Source organism: Actinosynnema pretiosum, assembly GCF_024171695.1.
In the GTDB taxonomy this organism is placed as follows: domain Bacteria; phylum Actinomycetota; class Actinomycetes; order Mycobacteriales; family Pseudonocardiaceae; genus Actinosynnema; species Actinosynnema pretiosum.
This window is the reverse complement of record NZ_JAMTCF010000011.1, coordinates 1-18,643: the sequence shown is the minus strand read 5'-3', so window position 1 is coordinate 18,643 and position 18,643 is coordinate 1. Positions and strand designations below refer to the sequence as shown.

Below are 18,643 nucleotides of genomic sequence, written 5' to 3'. Positions count from 1 at the left end.
GGTAGGCAGGCTCCGGGGACGGCCAGGCTCCGGGGGGTGGGCAGGGTTCGACGGGCGGGCAGGTTCCAGTGGGCGGGCAGGTTTCGGGCGGTAGAGCGTGACCAGTACTCGCTGTCTGGCGAGACCAACGGGTTGCAGGCGGTCAGCTAGTGGTGACGGCGGCTAGCAGCAATGGGAGCGAACGACACGCGGGCCGTTAGGTCGGCGAGTAGCCAGCCAGTAGCAGGTGGTGGGCGCGCAGCCAGCGGAACCAGCGCAGCCAGCCGATAACCGGCAGTCAACGTGACCGGCGTTCAGGAAGACAGGTGGCCCTGGTGGCTCTGGTGGCAAGGTTCTGGCGGTTCGGCGTGGCTGTCGTCCGGCACGCCCTTCGGGCTTTGCGCGGACGTGACCTCGCGCTTTGGGGAGCCGGGGTTGCGTTCTTCACCGCCCTGGGAATCGTTCCCGCCCTCCTGCTGGGGTTGCGCGGGGTTGCCGTGCTCTTCGGGGGTGAACTGGTCACCAGCGGGATCAGGCTGCTCGGGGAGGCGTTGCCCGAGGCACAGCCCGCCGCACCCGCGCTCCAAGCGCTGGCCGACGCCGCCCTGACCGCCTCCTGGCCCGCCCTGCTCTCCTCGCTCCTGGCCGCCTGCCTGTGCGGCGAAGGGCTCCGGCGGGGGTTCATCCAGGTCGCGGGACTGCCCTCCAGCGGGAAGACCGGGTGGTTGGGGCGGCTCGGGTTCCTGCCCGCGCTGGCCGTCTCCCCCCTCCTGCTGGCGCTCGGCCTGGCGCTCGCCCCGCAGATCGCGCCCGACTACGGGACCGGCGGGTGGAACGTCGTGCGCGGGGTGCTCGTCTCGTTCCACCTGGTCTGGGTGCTGCTGTCGGTCGTGCTGTTCCTGGTCTTCGTCTCCACCGGGCCGAACGCGCTCGACGCCCCCACCGCCGCCACCGGCGCGATCTCGACCGCCGCCGTGCTCTCCGGGTTCCTGCACGGGTTCGTGCTCTTCCTCGCCATCCCCGTCGACTGGGCGTTCCCGTTCGCCGGCCTGCGCGGACCCGCTGTCGCCAGCGCGCTGGGGCTCTGGCTCTACCTGCTGCACGTCGTCCTGCTGCTCTGCTACCGCGTCCTGCTCAGCGCCCGCTCCCTGCGCTCCCCCACCACCGGGTGACCCTCGTTCCGGCGACAGCCCGTCACGCTCCCCGCCTTCGGAACGACCGACCTGTGGACACACCCGCAGGACGGAGGCCGAACCGTGGAACAGGTCGTGGCGCACGAGCGGTGGACCGGTGGGCAGGCCCCGCCGACGCCCTCCGACGTGGCGGTGATCGCCGGGCTCGCCGATCCGGTGCTGCGCAACCTCATGATCACCCACTGCTACCACCGGCTCGCGGTGGCGCTCGCCGAGCTGACCGGGGGTTCGGCGAACTGGTGCGCGTTCGCCGTGTGAGCGTCCAAGCAGGTCGGGCAGACCATCCGCAAGGAGGACCCCGAGCGCGCGCTCGAACGGCTGCTGTCCGCACCTCAGGCCAGGATCGCGGTCGGCGCGGTCGCGACGGCGCTGCGGGCCGCGTTCCCCCGCAAGTCGCTGGACGACGCCGAACGGCTGGTGCGGGAGGTCGTCGTGGCCACCGCGCGGTTGGACGCGGCGAGCGCAGCCGCCGCGCGCGGCAACCTGAAGGTGTTCGCCGAGATCGGCCACGAGTTCGCCCGGTTCCTGGCGAGGTTCGGCACCCCCTCCGACCTGCCGGACGAGCAGCGGATCGCCGCCTTCCGCGCGGCGCTGCGGCCCGGTGAGCCGCCCGAGGGGCAGTACTACCTGCGGCAGGCCTTCACCCACTACCTGCGGGCGATGCGCGCCACCGACCCGAAGGCGCGCGCCGAGTCGCTGCTGCTGGCCAACGTCGAGGTGGGCCTGCACGAGCAGACCCGGTTGCAACCGGAGATCGCCGCCGCCCTGGAGGCCCCGTTCGGGGGCGCGGCCGAGCTGGAGCGCCGACTGCTGGAGGCGCTGCTGCCGGGGAACCGGCTGGTGCGGTGGGCGCGGGTGGCGCTCGCGGCGCTGCTCGGCAGGCGCGGACCGCTGCGCGCCGCGACGGCCCGCCTCGCCGACACCGCGCGCGCCGCGACCCGGCGGGTGGTCACCGCGCGGCTGATGCGCCTGGCGCTGCCCGACGGGACCGCGCTGGACCTGGGCGAGGACCTGCGCGGCGGGTTCCCGGCCGACCTGGAGCGGCTCACCGACCCGGAGCTGCTGGCGCTGCTGCGCGTGGTGGACCCGACCGAGGACAGCCTGGTGGGCACGGGCGCGCGCGACTGGGCGGACCTGGCCGACCGGTTGCACTGCATCACCGACCTGTTCCGCTGCCAGGCGCAGCGGCCGGACCTGCTGTCGCCGCCGTTCACCGACGCGCAGGTCGCCTCGGTCGAGAGCGGGGTGCTGCCCTAGGGCAGGCTCTGACCCATCACATTCAGCCAACACTGAAGGAATAGTTGGAATAACGCCCCGCAGGGCACCCGTGGAAACCCCTGGTCCCACGCCGCGCCGAGAAGGATCCGGTGCAGCCGCGCTGCCCCGAACGTGCCACGACGAACGTCGCTGGCGCCCACCGACGCGCAGCCACCACGCTGGGTCACGGCCATCCCCAACCCTGCGGAGGAGCCCGTGCCCTTCACCAAGACCGCGCTCGCGGCGACCACCCTGCTCGCCGTCGCGCTCGTGCCCGCCCAGGCGGTCGCGTCCCCCACGGCGTTAGCCGCGCCCGACATCTCGCTCGCGAACGTCCAGTCGCACCTGACCACCCTGCAGTCCATCGCCACCGCCAACGGCGGCAACCGCGCCCACGGCCGCGCGGGCTACAAGGCGTCGGTCGACCACCTGAAGTCCCGCCTCGACGCGGCCGGCTACACCACGGCCGTGCAGCAGTTCACCTCGAACGGCGCCGTCGGCTACAACCTCACCGCCGACTGGCCCGGCGGCGACGTCAACAACACCGTGATGCTCGGCGGCCACCTGGACAGCGTCACCGCCGGTCCCGGCATCAACGACAACGGCTCCGGCTCGGCCGGTCTGCTGGAGGTCGCGCTGACCGTGGCGCGCACGAACTTCGCGCCCACCAAGCACATCCGGTTCGCCTGGTGGGGCGCGGAGGAGCTCGGCCTGATCGGCTCCACCTACTACGTCAACAACCTGCCGTCCGCCGAGCGCTCGCGCATCAAGGCGTACCTGAACTTCGACATGATCGGGTCGCCGAACCCCGGCTACTTCGTGTACAGCGCGAGCGGCCAGCCCTCGGGTTCCCTTGCGCTGCAACAACTCCTGCAGTCGGCGTTCAGCGGCGTGGTGGCGACCGAGCTGACCTCGGTCGGCGGGCGCAGCGACCACGCGGCGTTCGCCCGCTCGGGCATCCCGGTGGGCGGGCTGTTCACCGGCGCCGAGGTCACCAAGACCGCCGCGCAGGCGCAGAAGTGGGGCGGCACGGCGGGTGTGGCGTTCGACCGCTGCTACCACCGCTCCTGCGACACCACCGCGAACATCAACGCCACCGCGCTGGACCGCAACGCGGACGCGATCGCGTTCGCGCTGTGGGGCCTGGCGGCCTGATCCTCACGGCGCACCCTGCCGCGCCACCCGCCCCCGGAACCTCCCCCGGTTCCGGGGGCGGGCCTCGTCCGGGGCCGCGAGCAGCACCACCGCCACGCCGCTGACCAGCAGGCCCAGCACGGTCGCCGGGCGGATCTCCTGGCCGAGCACCGCGAGCGCCCACAGCGCCGTGGTGGCCGGGGTGAGGTAGAGCAGGGCGCTGGCGCGGGCCGCGCCGTCGCGGGCGGTGACCAGGTAGTACAGGGCGTAGCTGCCGATGCCGGACGCCACCGACCAGGCCACCGCGACCCAGAACCCGGTGGACGCCGGGGGTGTCGGGTCGCCGGTCGCGGCGGTCCACGCGGTGGTGGCGATGGCGGCGAACAGGGCTTGCGCGGCGAGGGTGCGCGAGAGCGGCTGGGCGCCTGCCCAGCGCTGCTGGAGCAGGGTCCCGGCGGTCAGGGACAGCATCGCGAGCAGCGGCAGGGCGAGCGCGGCGAGCGCCACCCCGGCGCCGAGGTCGCCCAGCGCGGTCAGCGCGACGCCGGTGGTGCCCAGGGCCAGGCCGAGCAGGTGCGCGGGACGCGGGCGGCGGCCGTCGAGCAGGACGGCGGCGGTGAGCACCAGCGCGGGTTGCAGCGCGGCGATCAGGGCCGAGGTGCCCGCCGGGACGCCCTGCGCCGCAGCGAGGAAGACGCCGCCGAGGTAGAGGCACTGGCAGAGCAGGGCGAGCACGGCTTGGCGCGCCCACTCGCGGCGGTCGAAGGTCGCGAGCGCGCGCAGCGCCCACGGCGCGAGCAGCGCGGCGGTCAGCAGGAAGCGCCAGGTCAGGAGGGTGTCCGGGGACGCGTGGGCGGCGCCCAGCTCCGCTCCGACGAAACCGGAGCTCCACGCCACGACCAGCGCGATCGCGCGCGGCCAGGACCTGTTGTCGGTGCTCATCCCGCGAGGTAACCATACCGGTCGGTATACTCGCAGTGCACCGACCGGGGAGGCGCGCCGTGGCCAGGACGACCAGTGGACCGATGACGAGCGGCGGACGCGGGACGAGCAGCGGGCCAGAGGCGAGCGCCGGACCGGAGGTGACCGGTGGGCGCGGGACGAGCGCCGCGCCCGTGACGGCCACCGGGCCGGAGGCGAGCGGTGGAGCGAAGACGGCCACCGGTCCGGAGGCGAGCGCAGGATCGGAGGCGGCCACCGGGCCGGAGATCGGCGCCGGGCTGGAGGCGATCACCAGGCTGGGCGCGGGCACGCCCGACGCGCTGCGGCCCGTGCTGGCGCCGCTGCCCGAGCTGACCCCGGCGGGTGTGCGGCTGCTGGACGCGGCGAGCGGGCTGTTCCACGCGCGGGGCGTGCGGGCGGTCGGGGTGGACCTGATCGCGGAGACCGCCGGGACGACGAAGAAGACGCTGTACGACCGGTTCGGGTCCAAGGACGCGCTCGTCGCGCTGTACCTGCTGCACCGGGCGCACCGGTGGCGCGAGCACGTGCTGGCGGCGGTGGGCGAGGGGTCGGCGCAGGAGCGGGTGCTGCGGGTGTTCGACGCGCTGGGGACGTGGGTGGACGAGTGGTCGCGCGGGTGCGCGTTCGTGGGCGCGTACGCCGAGATCGGCGACGGCGACCACCCGGCGGTGCCCGTGGTGCGGGCGGAGAAGGCGTGGATGCGGGCGCTGTTCGTCGCGCTCACGGGTGACACCGGGCTGGGCGCCCACCTGCACCTGGTCTACGAGGGCGCGCTGGTCGCGCTGACGGCGGGCGGGGACCCCGAGGCGCTGGAGCTCGCGCGGTGCGCGGCGCGGTCCGCGCTGGCCGCCCGCCGTTCTGCGTAAAAGATCGCCGCACTTTTCGGATTGACGCTTTCCGCATTCACCAGAAGTAGCGGGAATACATTCCCCACTTGATGTTCGTTACCGAAAGCTACACATCACACTTTCGTGTGAGAACTGCCCCTTCACTCCAGGTGTAAAAGATTTTTGCGCACACACTTGGTAACGTCCCTCAGGGCCTGCTCCGATGTGCGGAAGTGACGGCCGAGAACGCCCTGCACCCTTTTCTCCCCGCGACGTTCCCCCTATTCCTGCGGCGGACGAGCGCGCCCGGAGAAGTTCAGCGACTGCTTCGGAGGAAAGCCCACCATGAGGTCAAGCCTGAGCCGCGTCGAGGACGCGGTTGAGCTTGAGATCGTTGTTCCCGCCTTCAACGAGGCGGACCGGTTAGCGGGCTCGTTGAAGCGCGCCGCGGCCTTCCTGGAGACCCAGCCGTGGACGTCCCGGCTGGTGGTCGTGGACAACGGCAGTTCCGACGACAGCGCGGCGGTGGCCGCGAGCGTGCCGACCGGGCGGGTCGGCATCGAGGTGATCGGCTGCGCCGAACCCGGCAAGGGCGCCGCGGTCCGGCGGGGCCTGTCCGCCTGCACCGCGCCCTACGCCGGGTTCTTCGACGCGGACCTGTCCACCCCCGTCGAGACCCTGACCAGGACGATGTCCGAGCTGCGCGCGGGCGCCGCCGCCGTCATCGCGTCCAGGCACGCGCCAGGCGCGCGGTTCGTGACCAGGCAACCGCTGGGCAGGCGGGTCGGCGGGCACGTGTTCCGCACCCTGACCAGACCGCTGGTGCCGTGCGTGCGCGACACCCAGTGCGGCTTCAAGTTCTTCCGCAGGACCGCGCTGGGCGCCGCGCTGGAGCGGTGCCGGGTGGACGGGTTCGCGTTCGACGTCGAGCTGCTGCGGCGGGTGCGCGAGGCGGGCGGGGCGATCGTCGAGGTGCCGGTGGACTGGACCGACGACCGGCGCTCCACGTTCCACCCGGTGCGCGACGGGATCGCGTCCCTCGCGTCCGTGGTGAGCCTCTACCGGACGGCGGTGGCGCGGTGAGCGCGGCGGACCTGTTCGGCAAGCACGTGCTCGTGCTGAATTGGCGGGACGTCCGGCACGGCCTGGCCGGTGGCGCCGAGCAGTACATGCACGAAATCGGCAGGCGGTGGGTCGCGGCGGGCGCGGAGGTGACCTGGTTCACGGCGCGCGAGAAAGGCGCGGCGAAGTCCGAGGTGATCGACGGGATGCGATTTCTGCGGGCGGGCGGGACGCTCGGCGTTTACGGGCGGGCGGCGCTGCGGATGACGCGGCACGGGCACCGGTTCGACGCCGTCGTGGACTGCCAGAACGGCATCCCGTTCTTCTCGCCGCTGTTCCTGCCGCGCACCACCCCGGTGGTGCAGCTGGTGCACCACGTGCACCAGGACCAGTTCGCGCTGCGCTTCCCCCAGCCGCTGGCGGCGGTGGGGCGGTGGCTGGAGGGCCCGGTGGCGCGGCGGGTGTACGGCGGGCGGGCGCACGTGGCGGTGTCGCCGTCGACCCGGCGGGAGATGCGGGGGCGGCTGAAGCTGCGCGCGCCGGTGTTCATCGTGCCCAACGGGACCGCGCGGGTGTTCCCGGAGGTCGGGCGGACCGCCGCGCCGACGATCGTGGTGGTGGGCAGGCTGGTGCCGCACAAGCGGGTCGACCTGCTGCTGGAGCGGTTGCCCGAGGTGCTGGCGCGGTTCCCGGACCTGGTGGTGCACTTCGTCGGCGACGGGCCGGAGCGGGAGCGGTTGCGGGAGCTGGCCGCGCCGCTGGGGCGGGCGGTGCTGTTCCACGGGCGGCAGCCCGACGCGGTGCGGGACGAGCTGCTCGGGCGGGCGTGGCTGACCGCGTCGGCCTCGTCGGCCGAGGGGTGGGGCTGCTCGGTCGTGGAGGCGGCGGCGGCCGGGGTGCCGTGCGTGGGCAGGCGGGTGCCGGGGATCAGGGACTCGGTGGTCGACGGGGTCACCGGGTGGCTGGTCGACGACGAGCGGGACCTGGGCAAGGCGGTCGTGCGGGCGCTGCGGGCGGTGACCTCGCCGGAGGACGCGGCGGTGGTCGCGGCGCGGTGCCGGGCGTGGGCGGCGCGGTTCGACTGGGACCGGAGCGCGGACCTGCTGGCGGGGGTGCTGCGGCAGGAGGGCGGTGCGGTGCGGTCCGGGGCTCGGCGGGCGCGGTCGGACATCGCGGCCGTGGTGGAGGTCCCCGGCCGGGTGCCGACCGCCGGGCTGGTGCGGTCGACGGACCAGGTGGTGGTGGCGGACGGGGTGACCCGGCTGCTGCTGGGCGGGTGCGACGAGGTCGGCGCGGCGAAGGTGGTGCGGCGGCTGGGGGTCGGGGAGGCGCGCATCCGGTTGGCCACCCGGTACGACCTGCTGGCCGGACCGGTGGAGGTCGGGGGCGCGGGGAGCGCGGCGGCGTGGGAGCGGGTCGCGGCGGGAAGCGGCTCGGGTGAGGTTGTCGGTGGGGAGGGGGCCGAGGTCGGGGCGTTCGAGGTCGGGGCGATCGGTGCCGGGACGGTCGGTGGCGGGACGGTCGGCGGCGGGACGGTCGGCGGCGAGGGGGTTGGCGCTGGGGCGGGCGGCACCGGAGCGAGCGGTGTCGGGACGGGGGACCTGGCCTGCGCCGCTGAGATCGACGCAGCTGAGATCAGTGCTGCGGAGATGGGCGCTCGGGCCGGGGAAGCGGTCCGGTGAGCGGGGCGGGGCGGGGTGAGCGGCCGGGTGCGCCCGAGCCGGGGGGCGAGTCGCGCGCGGTGTTCTCCGGGGACGTGGCGCCCGCGCTAGAGTGGCGGGTGCGGCCGAAGGGCGCGCCGGCGGCGGGGCGGGACGGCGACCGGGAAACGCTGCGCGGCAGCGGTTCCACCGACGGGCGGGCACGGGCCGACGACAGGGAGCGGCCCGACGACCGGGGACCGTCGCGCGGCAGCGGTTCCACCGACGGGCGGGCACGGGCCGACGACAGGGAGCGGCCCGACGACCGGGGACCGTCGCGCGGCGGCGGTTCCACCGGCAGGTGGACGCGCATCGGCGACCAGGAACAGCACGGCGACCGGAAACCGTTGCACGGCAACAGTTCCACCGGCGGGCGGACGCGGATCAGCGGCGAGGAGCAGCACGGTGGCCGGGAGCAGCCCGGTGGCCGGGAACCGTTGCACGGCAGCGGTTCCGCCAGCGCCCCTGGGCGCTCGCGGCGGGAGGGCCGGGCGCGGCGGGCAGGTCGCGCCCGGTTCCCCGGTGGGGCCACGGCGCTGCTCGCCGCGTCGTCCGCCGTGGTCGGCGGGTTGAGCTACGGGTGCGCGCTGCTGATGGCGCACCTGCTTCCCCCGGCCGAGTACACCGCGTTCGGGGCCGCCCAGTCGCTGCTCACCGCCGTGGGGGTCGGGATCGGCGCGCTGGTGCCGCTCCCGCTGGCCCGCGCGGTGCGGGAGAACCCGGCCGGGTCGGGGCGGCGGCGGGACGGGATCGCGTTCGCGGTGGGGGTGTCGGTGCTCGCCGGGGTGGTGGGGGCGGTGGTGGTGTCCGCGACCGCGACCTCGTTCGCCCCGCCGGGCACGGCGCTGCTGGTCGGCGCGGCGGCGTTCGCGGTCGCCTGCACCGCGCCCGGTTGGGGCTGGTTGCAGGGCGAGGGCCGGTTCCACGTGTACGCGGGCGCGTCGGTGGCCGAGGTGGCGCTGCGGCTCGGGTTCAGCCTGCTGCTGGTCGGGATCGGCGCGGGCGGCCCGCTGGTGGCGTACGCGCTGGGCGCGCTCGCGGCCGTGTGGTTCTCGACCCGCTACCTGCGCCCCGACCTGGGGCTGCGGCTCGGCGTGCTGCGGGAGGCCGGGCGGTGGCGGGAGACCGGCGGGGTGGCCGCCGTGCAGCTCGTCGTGGCCGGGCTGCTGTGCGCGGACTCGGTGCTGGTCGCCGCGCTGGACGCGGGCGCGGGCGGCTACCAGGCGGTGGCGGCGCTGGCCAAGGCGCCGGTGTTCGTGGCGACGGCGGCGGTGGTGGTGAGCTTCCCGTCGCTGCGCGGGGACAGCGCCGCGTCCGGGAACGCGCTGCGCTCGTTCGCGCGGCTGGCCGTGCCGTCCGCGCTGCTGCTGGCGGTGTTCCCGGCGGAGGTGCTGCTGCCGGGCGGGTACGCGGCGTCGGCCGGGTTGCTGCCGTGGCTCGCGCTGGCCTGCCTGGGCTACGGGGCGGTGTCGGTGCTGGCGGTGGTGCTGCTGGCCGCGCGGTGGCACGCGCGGGTCGCGATCGCGCTGTGCGGCGCGGCGGCGCTGGTCGGCGCGGGGTTGACCGCCGGGTGGCTGCTCGGCGGCACGCGCGGGGTCGCGGTCGGCGGCGCGGCCGGGTCGGTGGTGGCGGCGCTGGTGGCGCTGGTGCTCGCCGCTCCCCTGCTGCGCGGCGCGCCGGTCCCCCGGCCACGCCGGGACGGGGACGCCGCGCCGCCCCCGTCACACCGGGCGCAGGAGCCCGGCGTGACGCCGTCGTCCGAACCCAGCGGATCCTTGCGGGGCAACGGGATCAGGGTGCTGCACCTGGGGTTCGAGGACCCTGCGGCGCCCGGCGCGGGCGGCGGTTCGGTGCGCACGCACGAGGTGAACCGGCGGCTGGTGGCGCGCGGGCACGAGGTGACCGTGCTGACCACCCGCTTCCCCGGCTGCGCCGACCGGGTGCAGGACGGGGTCCGGTACGTCCACATCGGACCGTTCGCGGGTCGGACCCGGCTCGGCCGCTTCCTCGGGTACGCCGCCGCGCTGCCGCGCGCGGTGCGGCGCAGGGAGTGCGACCTGGTGGTGGAGGACTTCTGCGCGCCGGTGTCGAGCCTGGCCGCGCCGCGCTGGACCGGGCGGCCCACGATCGGCGTGGTGCAGTGGCTCAACGCGCGGGAGAAGGCGCGCGAGTACCGGGTCCCGGTGCACTGGGTGGAGCGGTACGGGGTGCGCTCGCACCACCGGCTCGTCGCGGTGTCCAGGGGCATCGCCGAGCGGCTGGTGGCGCTCAACCCCGGCGTGTCGGTCCAGGTGGTGGCCAACGGGGTCTCGGCCGAGGCGTTCGCGGTGACCGCGCCGCGCAGCGCGGACGTGGTGTTCGTCGGGCGGTTGGAGATCGCGCAGAAGGGCCTGGACCTGCTGCTGCGCTCGTGGGCGCTGGCGCGCCACCGGGTGCCCGGTTCGCTGGTGCTCGCCGGGAGCGGTCCCGACGAGGAGCGGGTGCGGGAGCTGGTCGCTGAGCTCGGCCTCGCCGACCGGGTGCGGTTCGCGGGCTGGGTGTCCGGGGCCGACAAGTTCCGGTTGATGGCGGGCGCGCGGGTGGTGGCCGTGCCCTCGCGGTACGAGACGTTCGGGATCGTCGCGCTGGAGGCGCTGGCGACCGGGACGCCCGTGGCCGCGTTCAACATCCCGTGCCTGCGCGAGATCGTGCCCGAGCACGCGGGCGAGCTGGTGCGCTCGTTCGACGTGGCCGGGTACGCGGACGCGCTCGCGCGGGTGGACGGCAGGAGCGACGGCGGCGACGAGGCGCGCAAGCGCTTCGCGGGCCGGTACCGGTGGGACGGCTTGGCCGCCCAGCAGGAGCGCGTCTACCTGGACGCGGTGGCGAACGGGAGGACCGGATGACGACGACCACGCGCACGACGCCCACGAGCGGCGGGCCCCCGGCGGGGAGGCGGGCGGCCGGGTGGCAACCCGCGCTGCTCGGGCTGTTCGCGGTGGCGCTGGTGCTGCGGCTGTACAACGCGGCCTCCGCGCACGAGCTGTTCATCGACGAGAGCGAGTACACCGACATCGCCCGCTCGATCGGCGAGGGCCGGGGGGTGCGGTTGTTCGGCGAGCCGTTCCACCTGCACCCGCCGCTGTTCTTCTGGGTGCTGTCGCTGTTCGCCGACCCGGCGGCGCCGCTGCTCCAGGCGGTGCTGGACCTGCGGTGGGTGAACGCGGTGCTCGGCGCGGCCAGCGCGGTGGTCGTCGCGGTGCTCGCGGACCGGGCGCGCGGGCGGGCCGCCGGGGTGCTGGCCGGGGCGCTGTTCGCGCTCAACCCGTACCTGGTGAAGTTCGACAGCCGGGTCACGCTGGAAACCCTGATGGGACTGGGGGTCCTGCTCGGCGTGCTGCTGCTGGCGGTGGCCGGGTCGCGCGGGGCGTGGGCGCTCGCGGCGGGCGCGGCGTTCGGGCTCGCGCTCGTGAGCAAGGAGACCTCGGCGCTGGTGACCACCGTGCCGCTGCTGCTGTTCCTGGTGCTGCGCAGGCCCGTTCCCCGGCGGGTGGCGGCGCTGGCGCTGGCCGGGCAGGCGGCGGTGTACGCGGTGTACGTGGCCGGGATCGCCGTCACCGGGCACCTCCCCGGTTGGTGGCGGGAGAAGTCGTCCGGGGTGCTGCGGGCGGTGGGGGTCGTGCAGTCGACCGGGTACAACGCGCCGGGCCGGTCCTCGTTGGGCGAGCGGCTGATCGCGAACTCCGCGCTGTTCGCCCCGGCGTACCTGGTGATCGGGTTCGGCGTGGTGGCGGCCTGCGCGCTGCTGGCGCGGCGGTGGCGGGCGCTGTCCGCCGGACCGCTGGCGGTGGTGCTGCACTGGCAGGCAGCGGTGTGCCTGCCGATGGCGTACACGGTGCTGTTCGGGACGTTGGAGGAGCAGACGTTCTACCTGCTGGCGGTGCCCGCGACGGCGGCGACGGCGGTGGTGCTGGCCGGGTGGCTGGCCGACACCGGACGGGTGCGGCTGGTCGCGGCCGGGGTGTCGGCGGTGCTGCTGGTGTGGTCGGCGGCGTCCTGGTCGGTGGTGCACACCAGCCGGGACGACGGGTACGCGCGGTTCCAGGAGTGGGCCGATCGCGAGCTGCCCGCGAACTCGCGGCTGGCGGTGGGCGAGCACACCGGGAAGTTCGTGCTGACCGGGTTCCGGATCAAGGAGGTGCGCACGGCCCGTGCCGCGTTCGAGTGGGGCGGGTACGCGCTGGTGTCGACGGCGCTGGCCGAGCGCGGGCTGGGCTCGATGCCGCAGTCCGAAGTGGACGAACTGGCGCGGGGCGCGCGGCTGGTGCACGTGGAGCGCGGGCGGACCCTGGGCGAGCTGCGGCTGTACGAGCTGGGCGGCGGGCGGCCGTGACGGCGGACGGGGTCGGTGCGGGCGCGGGGCGGGGGCGGACCGGCTTGGCGGCGGGGTCCGGCGCGGCGCGCGGCGGCGTCGGCCCCGACGCGGTTCGGCTGTCCGGCAAGGGGATCAGGTCGCTGATCGGGTTCCGGGTGCTGCCCGCGGCGGGGGTGCTGGCGGGTCACCTGGCGCCGTTCGCGGCGGTGATGGTCCCGGCGACGGCGGGCGCGTGGCAGGCGGTCGACCGGGTCAACTACCTCGCGGTGGACGTGTTCTTCGTGCTCAGCGGGTTCGGGATCGCGCTGGGGCGGGCGGAGGCGGGACGCGGGCACGGGCGGTTCCTGTGGACGCGGCTGGCCAGGTTGTGGCCGCTGCACGCGGTGGTGCTGGCCGGGTTGGCGGTGGGCGCGGTGCTGTCGGACGTGCTCGGGCTGGGGTTCGAGCGGGGCGGGACGTGGGCGGACTTCGTGGCGCAGGCGCTCCTGCTGCACGGGTGGGGGTTCGCGGACTCGCTGTCGTGGAACGGGCCGACCTGGTCGCTCAGCGCGGAACTGGCCTGCTACCTGGCCTTCCCGGTGATCTGGGCGCTGGTGCGGCGGGTGTCCGGGGCGGCTGCGGCGTGGTGCTGGCACGTGGTGGCGCTGCTGGTGGTGTTCGGCGCGTACGGGGTGCTCGGGGTGGACGACGCGCACCTGACGTACCTCGCGCCGCTGTGGCGGGCGTTCGGGGACTTCACGGCGGGGGCGCTGCTGAGCCGGGTGCACCTGGCCGGTGGGCGCGTGCCGGAGTTGTTGGGGCGCTGGGCCTTGCCGCTGGTGGCGGGGGTGTTCGCGCTGGTCCCGGTGTTGGCGCTGGTGGGCGCGCCGCCACTGTGGGCGCTGGCGCTGGTCGGCCCGGCCGTGCTCGGGGTCGCGCAGGAGGGCGCGCTGGTGCGGCGGGTGTTCCGGGGGCCGGTGGCGCTGCGGCTCGGGCGGTACAGCTTCGCGGTGTTCGTGGTGCAGGTTCCGTGCCTGCTGGCGCTGTCGCCGTTCGTGGGCGGGGCGCTCGGGGTGGTGGCCGTGGTCGCGGCGGTGCTGGTGGTGGCGGTGGTGTGCCACCACGCGGTGGAAGCGCCGTGCCAGCGGGCGCTGCGCGGGCTCTGGGGGTGACCGGCTCTGGGGGGGTGACCGGGCACGGCGTCGGGCCCGGTCCCCGTCAGTGCCGCACGCCCGCGATCTGGGTGGCGTGGGCGACCAGGCGGCCCCGGCTGTCGAAGGCGTGCGCGGTCTCGTCCATGCGCTGGCCGCCGACGTCGCCCGCCACCATGCGGACCCGGATCGGCCCCGGCGCGGGCAGGCGGCGGATGTGCGCGGACATCTGGATCGTCGGGGCCCAGCCGGTGAGGCCGAGGTCGTAGGAGATCGGCGGCACCGGGTCGAGCGGGACCAGCAGGGACAGCGGGTCCCAGTCGGCGCCGTCGGCCAGCCGGTGCCAGGTGGTGATCTCGCCCCGGCGGGCGGGCTCCCCCCGGACGAACCCGGCGGCGGCCGGTTCGAGGCGCTGCTCGACGACCTTGAGCAGGTCGATGGGGAAGCCGCCGGGGCCTTCGGCGGGCATCAGGAGGCAGTCCTGCTCGGCGGGGCCGTCGGAGTCGACGGAGGTCCACCAGGGTTCGGCGTCCTCCAGGCGCCCGAGGGTGACCAGGGCGTCGGCGCAACTGGTCCCGTCCTGGCTGAGGCGGGTGCGGAACTGGCTGAGCGACCGGCCCGCGCGGATCTCCTCCACCTCGACCTGGACCGGCGCGGGCTTCGGCGACTTCGAGAAGGAGGCGCTGATCGCGAGCAGGTGGGGGTGGGTCGGGGAGGACGCGGCGCGGGCGAGCAGCGCGAGCAGGTACCCGCCGTGCGGGCGGCCACCGACCGTCCACAGCGGATCGAGGTCGGCGGTGACGGCGCCGTCCTCGGCGGTGGTGAGCGCGGTGGCCCGGTCGAATTCGCTTCTCACGCTGGACTTCCTCCGGTCGGTGCGGTCAGGTGGGCGAGCGCGGTGGTCAGGAGCTCGTCGGAGAGCGGGTCGTCGCCGCAGGCGCGGGCCAGGGTGAGGGCGCCGACGGCGGTGCAGATGTCGACCAGGGCGCGCTCGCGGTCCGCCCCGTCGAGGGCGCCGATCAGGTCGGCGGTGCGGCGCAGGCCGTCCGCGAACGCCTCGGGCAGCGGCGAGCCGGGGGCCGAGCGGGCGCTGTCGGAGGCGAGCGCGGTGACGGGGCAGCCCCGGTCGGGGGCGTCGCGGTGGCGCGGGGAGAGGTAGGCGGACAGGAAGGCCACGCGCGGGGGGTCGCCCGCCTCCTCGGCCTGGTCGACGAGCCTGCGGACGGCCTGGACGCGCTCCTCGAAGGCGGAGGCGAAGGCCTGGGCGACGAGGTCGTCCTTGGAGCCGAAGTGCCGGTAGAAGCCGCCGTGGGTGAGGCCGACGTCGGCCATGACCTGCTGGACGCGCAGGCGCTCGACGCCGTGCGCGCGGATGGCGCGGCTGGCGGCGTCGAGCACCTGCGCCCGGTGCTCGGCGGCTCGGGCTTGACTGGCCCTGGGCACACCCACCTCCCCTACTGGCCGGTAACCGGATAGATGACGTGCATCATCTATTACCGGCGCACGGCTGGCAAGGGGGTCTGAACAGCGAGAAGCGGGCCCCGCCGGAGCAGGACCCGCTTCCCGTCAGACCGTCGAGCCGCGCGTCAGCCGCTCAGCTCGGCGCACGTCCTCGCGTCCGGATCGGCGCCTGCCTGCGGAACCCAGCGCACGTTCGCGAACGACGCCTCGAACGGGCCGTCCGTGTACACCAGGAACGGCGTGTTCACGCCCTCCAGGTCGAGCCCCGTGGCCTCGAAGCAGGTCACCGGCACCTTCACCGTGGCCTTCTCCCCCACGGTCAGCGAGTTGAACACCCCGGTCGCGTTCACCTCGCCCAGGCACGGGTACGTGCAGTGCGCGCTGAGCACCGTCCGCGCCGCGGGCTTCTGGTGCACGATCACGTCGAACACGAGCGCGCCGTTGGTGTTCCGGTAGCCGCGCAGGTCGCTCACCCCGCCCTGCTGCTGGAGGTACACCTGCGCGGGACCGACGCCGGTCCACCTGGTGCGCAGCGCGTCCGCCTGCACGTTCACGTCGGCCGGGACCACCGAGATCTCGGCGTGCGACGCGGTGGCGTCCGGGCCGATCTCCGTGCCGCCCCAGTTCTCCGCCGACCCGATGAAGCTCTTGTACGGCGCGATGTCCTGGCGGATGAAGACCTCCAGGTCCTCGGTCGCGTTGCCACCGCCGCCGTTGCCGGAGCAGCCGGTCTCCGGCGAGGTCTCGTCCAGGCGCCCGATCTTGCTGCGCTGCCAGGTCTTCAGCCCGTAGCCCGGCTTGAACAGCGGGTCGTAGCCCTCCTGGCCGGGGTTCAGCGGGGTCTGGCACGCGCCCTTGGGCCAGGAGTACGACAGCGTCCCGGTGAAGCCGGGGAACGTGTGCCAGCCGCGCACGAGCTGGTCGGCCACGCCCGCGCCCTCGGTGCCGGGCAGCCAGGCCGCGACGAACGCGTCCGACCGGTTCAGCTCCTTGTTCACGTGCAGCGGTCGACCGGACACGTACACCGTGACGACCGGCGCGCCCTTGCCGCTGACCTTGTCCAGCACGGCCAGGTCGTTCGGGTACAGCTTCGCCGCCTCCAGCGAGCGGCGGCCAAGGTCGCCGTTGCCCTCGGCGTACGGGGTCTCGCCGATCACCGCGATCACCGCGTCGAAGCCCTTGGGGTCGACGTCGCCGGTCTCGCTGAACACCACGTTCTTCTCGCCGAGCGCCTGCTTGAGGCCGCCGAGGATGGTGGTGCCGTTGGGGAAGTCGGCGTTGGTGTTGCTGGTGCCCTGCCAGGTGAGCGTCCACCCGCCGGTCTGGTTCTGCATCGAGTCGGCGCTCTTGCCGACCACCAGGACCTTGGCGCGCGGGCTCAGCGGCAGCACGTTGCCGTTGTTCTTCAGCAGCACCTGGGACTTGCGCACCGCCTCGCGGGCCAGCGCCTTGTGCTGCAACGCCTCGTCACCGGCGTGCTCGCGCTGGGACGGCTTCGGCGCGTCGAACAGGCCCGAGCGCAGCTTGACGCGCAGGATGCGGGTCACCGCGTCGTCGATGCGCGCCACCGGGATCTCACCGGACTCGACCTGCGCGGTGGTGTTGGTGATGAACGCCTTCCAGTCGCTCGGCACCATCACCACGTCGACGCCCGCGTTGATCGCCTGCGGGCAGCTGGAGTTGGTGCAGCCGGGGACCTGCCCGATGCCGTTCCAGTCCGTGACGACCAGGCCGTCGAAGCCCATCTTGTTTTTGAGGATGTCGTCCAGGACGCGCTTGCTGCCGTGCAGCTTGCCCTCGTCGATCCCCTGGTCCTCGTTCGTCCAGCTGTTGAACGACACCATGACGGACTGGGCGCCCGCGGCGAGCGCGCCGTAGTAGCCCTGGCCGTGCACGTTGATCATCTCGGCCTCGGACGACGGGTTGACGCCCTGGTCCTTGCCGCCGGTGGTGCCGCCGTCGCCGATGTAGTGCTTGGCGGTGGCGATCACGCCGTCCGGGCTGATCCGGCGCTTCGCGTCGTCCTGCAGGCCCTTGGTGGCCTCGTAGCCGTACGCGCGGACGATCCTCGGGTCCTCGGAGAAGCCCTCGTAGGTGCGGCCCCAGCGGTCGTCCTTCGGCACGGCCAGGGTCGGCGCGAACGCCCAGTCCTGGCCGGTGGCGCGGATCTGCTCGGCGGTCGCGGCGCTGATGTCGCGCACCAGGCACGGGTCCTGCGCGGCGCCCAGGCCGATGTTGTGCGGGAAGACGGTGGCGCCGTAGACGTTGTTGTTGCCGTGCACGGCGTCGATGCCCCACAGCACCGGCACCTTCAGCCTGGTGCTGACGGAGGCCTGCCAGAACGAGTCGGCCAGCGCGAGCCAGTCGCCGGTGGAGGCGTGCTTGTCCCGGTTGGGCCAGGTGCCGCCGCCGTTGAGCACCGAGCCGATGTTGTGCTGGCGCACCTCGTCGGGCGTGATCGCGATGATCTCGGGCTGCGTCATCTGGCCGATCTTCTCGGCCAGCGTCATCTTGGAGACGAGCTCGCGCACCTTGCGCTCGTCGGCGGGGTTGGACTTGACCTGGCTGGTGACCTTGGGCCAGGTGGCCAGGGTGGGCAGCGACTTCTCGATCCGGGCGCACCCGTGCTCGGTGCGCGGTTCGCCGATGACCGGCTGCTTGGGGCCTCCCCCGTGCGCGGACGCCGGTGCTGCGGCGGCCGTGAACAGGCCCGCTGTGAGTAGTGCGACCAGTGCCGTGCTCAGGTGTCTGCGGGACATCGCGTTGGTCCGTCTCCTCGGCTGGGCGGCGGCGTTGCCTGCGACGCATCCTGAAGTGGCCTGGACCACCCGTCAAGGGGAGATGGGAGCGCTCTCATGGCGGTTGCGCGGACTTGTCACCCGGTTGGCGCAACGCGTCGACGTCCTCGCGGTGGTGCGCCATTCCCGCTGGGAAGCGGACATTTCGGCACGGGCGGCCCCGTCCCCCGCCGTCGGGGGCGGGACCGCCGCCAGGCCGGTCAGACGCCGATGTTCGACTGCGGACCCGCGTAGGTCCGGACGAGGTTCGGGACGTCGGCGGCCGGGTCGAGGGTGTAGCTGTAGAACGTCTTCGGGTCGAAGGCCGCCCCGCCGCTCTGCTGCTTGCCGCTGGAGCTGACGACCACGTTGCCGCTCTGCTTGAGCTGCGCGGTGTCGTCCTTGTAGTAGGGGTCCTTGACCTTGTCGAAGTAGGAGTTCTCCAAAACCATCTTCGTGGCGCCGCGCGAGTAGTTGCCGTACGACTTCACGTTCTGCAGGTAGTTGTTGTACAGGTGCGCGTAGGCGACGTTGTCAGTGCTGGGGTTGCGCTGGTTGGTGTCCTTGATCCAGTTGTGGTGGATCGTGATGCGGGCGGTGACGTTGTCGGTCCAGCCGATGCCGAACGACTTGTTGTTGTCCGCCAGCACGTTCCAGGACACGGTCAGGTTGGTGGTGTCCTTGCGGCTGTCGATCAGGCCGTCGTTCATGCGGGTGATCGTGTTGTGGTCGATCCAGACCTTGTTCGAGCTGTCGATCTGGATGCCGTCGTAGTCGAAGTCCTTGTCGTCCGGGTCGTCGGAGGC

At 74.1% G+C, this 18,643-nt stretch carries 15 protein-coding genes; 10 read left to right on the top strand and 5 right to left on the bottom strand.

The window, feature by feature from the left end; all coding sequences use genetic code 11:
• Positions 1 to 476 precede the first annotated feature (476 nt).
• The 4 genes from LV78_RS22360 (at position 477) to LV78_RS22345 (ending at position 3,584) form a co-directional block, all read left to right on the top strand.
• On the top strand, positions 477 to 1,151 hold the full coding sequence (locus LV78_RS22360) for a hypothetical protein (RefSeq protein ID WP_504923063.1): 675 nt from the start codon (positions 477 to 479) through the stop codon (positions 1,149 to 1,151).
• Between the two features lie 84 nt (positions 1,152 to 1,235).
• On the top strand, positions 1,236 to 1,430 hold the full coding sequence (locus tag LV78_RS22355; protein WP_253847558.1) for a hypothetical protein: 195 nt from the start codon (positions 1,236 to 1,238) through the stop codon (positions 1,428 to 1,430).
• A gap of 159 nt (positions 1,431 to 1,589) precedes the next feature.
• Positions 1,590 to 2,429: a hypothetical protein gene (locus LV78_RS22350; protein ID WP_253847557.1), complete on the top strand. Its 840-nt coding sequence runs from the start codon at positions 1,590 to 1,592 to the stop codon at positions 2,427 to 2,429.
• Positions 2,430 to 2,645: 216 nt separating this feature from the next.
• Positions 2,646 to 3,584, top strand: coding sequence for a M28 family metallopeptidase (locus LV78_RS22345; protein ID WP_253847556.1), 939 nt, complete (start codon positions 2,646 to 2,648; stop codon positions 3,582 to 3,584).
• Between the two features lie 3 nt (positions 3,585 to 3,587).
• Here LV78_RS22345 and LV78_RS22340 read toward each other — a convergent pair whose 3' ends face one another.
• Positions 3,588 to 4,505 (bottom strand): DMT family transporter, encoded by a 918-nt coding sequence (locus LV78_RS22340; RefSeq protein WP_253847555.1) that lies wholly within the window; start codon positions 4,503 to 4,505, stop codon positions 3,588 to 3,590.
• A gap of 59 nt (positions 4,506 to 4,564) precedes the next feature.
• Between LV78_RS22340 and LV78_RS22335 the strand changes: the two genes are divergently transcribed.
• The 6 genes from LV78_RS22335 to LV78_RS22305 all read left to right on the top strand — a co-directional run bounded on the left by LV78_RS22335 (position 4,565) and on the right by LV78_RS22305 (position 13,620).
• Positions 4,565 to 5,392, top strand: a complete 828-nt coding sequence (locus LV78_RS22335) for a TetR/AcrR family transcriptional regulator (RefSeq protein ID WP_253847554.1) — start codon at positions 4,565 to 4,567, stop codon at positions 5,390 to 5,392.
• A 306-nt stretch (positions 5,393 to 5,698) separates the two neighbouring features.
• Positions 5,699 to 6,436, top strand: a complete 738-nt coding sequence (locus tag LV78_RS22330; protein ID WP_253847553.1) for a glycosyltransferase — start codon at positions 5,699 to 5,701, stop codon at positions 6,434 to 6,436.
• Entirely contained in the window at positions 6,433 to 8,097 is a 1,665-nt protein-coding gene (locus LV78_RS40935; RefSeq protein WP_308208740.1) for a glycosyltransferase family 4 protein, read from the top strand. Before LV78_RS22330 ends, LV78_RS40935 begins: the two co-directional genes overlap by 4 nt.
• On the top strand, positions 8,094 to 11,000 hold the full coding sequence (locus LV78_RS22315; RefSeq protein WP_253847552.1) for a glycosyltransferase: 2,907 nt from the start codon (positions 8,094 to 8,096) through the stop codon (positions 10,998 to 11,000). Before LV78_RS40935 ends, LV78_RS22315 begins: the two co-directional genes overlap by 4 nt.
• Positions 10,997 to 12,487 carry a glycosyltransferase family 39 protein gene (locus LV78_RS22310; RefSeq protein ID WP_253847551.1) on the top strand — a complete coding sequence of 497 codons (1,491 nt, stop codon included), beginning with the start codon at positions 10,997 to 10,999 and terminating at the stop codon, positions 12,485 to 12,487. Before LV78_RS22315 ends, LV78_RS22310 begins: the two co-directional genes overlap by 4 nt.
• The gene (locus tag LV78_RS22305; RefSeq protein WP_253847550.1) at positions 12,484 to 13,620 is read left to right on the top strand and encodes an acyltransferase family protein; all 1,137 of its coding nucleotides are present in this window, start codon (positions 12,484 to 12,486) and stop codon (positions 13,618 to 13,620) included. The genes LV78_RS22310 and LV78_RS22305 overlap by 4 nt, the downstream gene beginning before the upstream one ends.
• 46 nt (positions 13,621 to 13,666) lie before the next feature.
• On the opposite strand, the gene LV78_RS22300 is transcribed toward LV78_RS22305, so the two are convergent.
• The 4 genes from LV78_RS22300 to LV78_RS22285 all read right to left on the bottom strand — a co-directional run.
• Positions 13,667 to 14,455, bottom strand: a complete 789-nt coding sequence (locus LV78_RS22300) for a thioesterase family protein (RefSeq protein ID WP_253847549.1) — start codon at positions 14,453 to 14,455, stop codon at positions 13,667 to 13,669.
• Positions 14,452 to 15,042: a TetR/AcrR family transcriptional regulator gene (locus tag LV78_RS22295; protein WP_253847548.1), complete on the bottom strand. Its 591-nt coding sequence runs from the start codon at positions 15,040 to 15,042 to the stop codon at positions 14,452 to 14,454. Before LV78_RS22295 ends, LV78_RS22300 begins: the two co-directional genes overlap by 4 nt.
• Positions 15,043 to 15,185: 143 nt before the next feature.
• Positions 15,186 to 17,819: a glycoside hydrolase family 3 protein gene (locus LV78_RS22290; protein ID WP_253847547.1), complete on the bottom strand. Its 2,634-nt coding sequence runs from the start codon at positions 17,817 to 17,819 to the stop codon at positions 15,186 to 15,188.
• Positions 17,820 to 18,058: 239 nt separating this feature from the next.
• Positions 18,059 to 18,643: pectate lyase family protein (locus LV78_RS22285; protein ID WP_372494983.1), on the bottom strand; the 585-nt coding region annotated here is incomplete at its 5' end.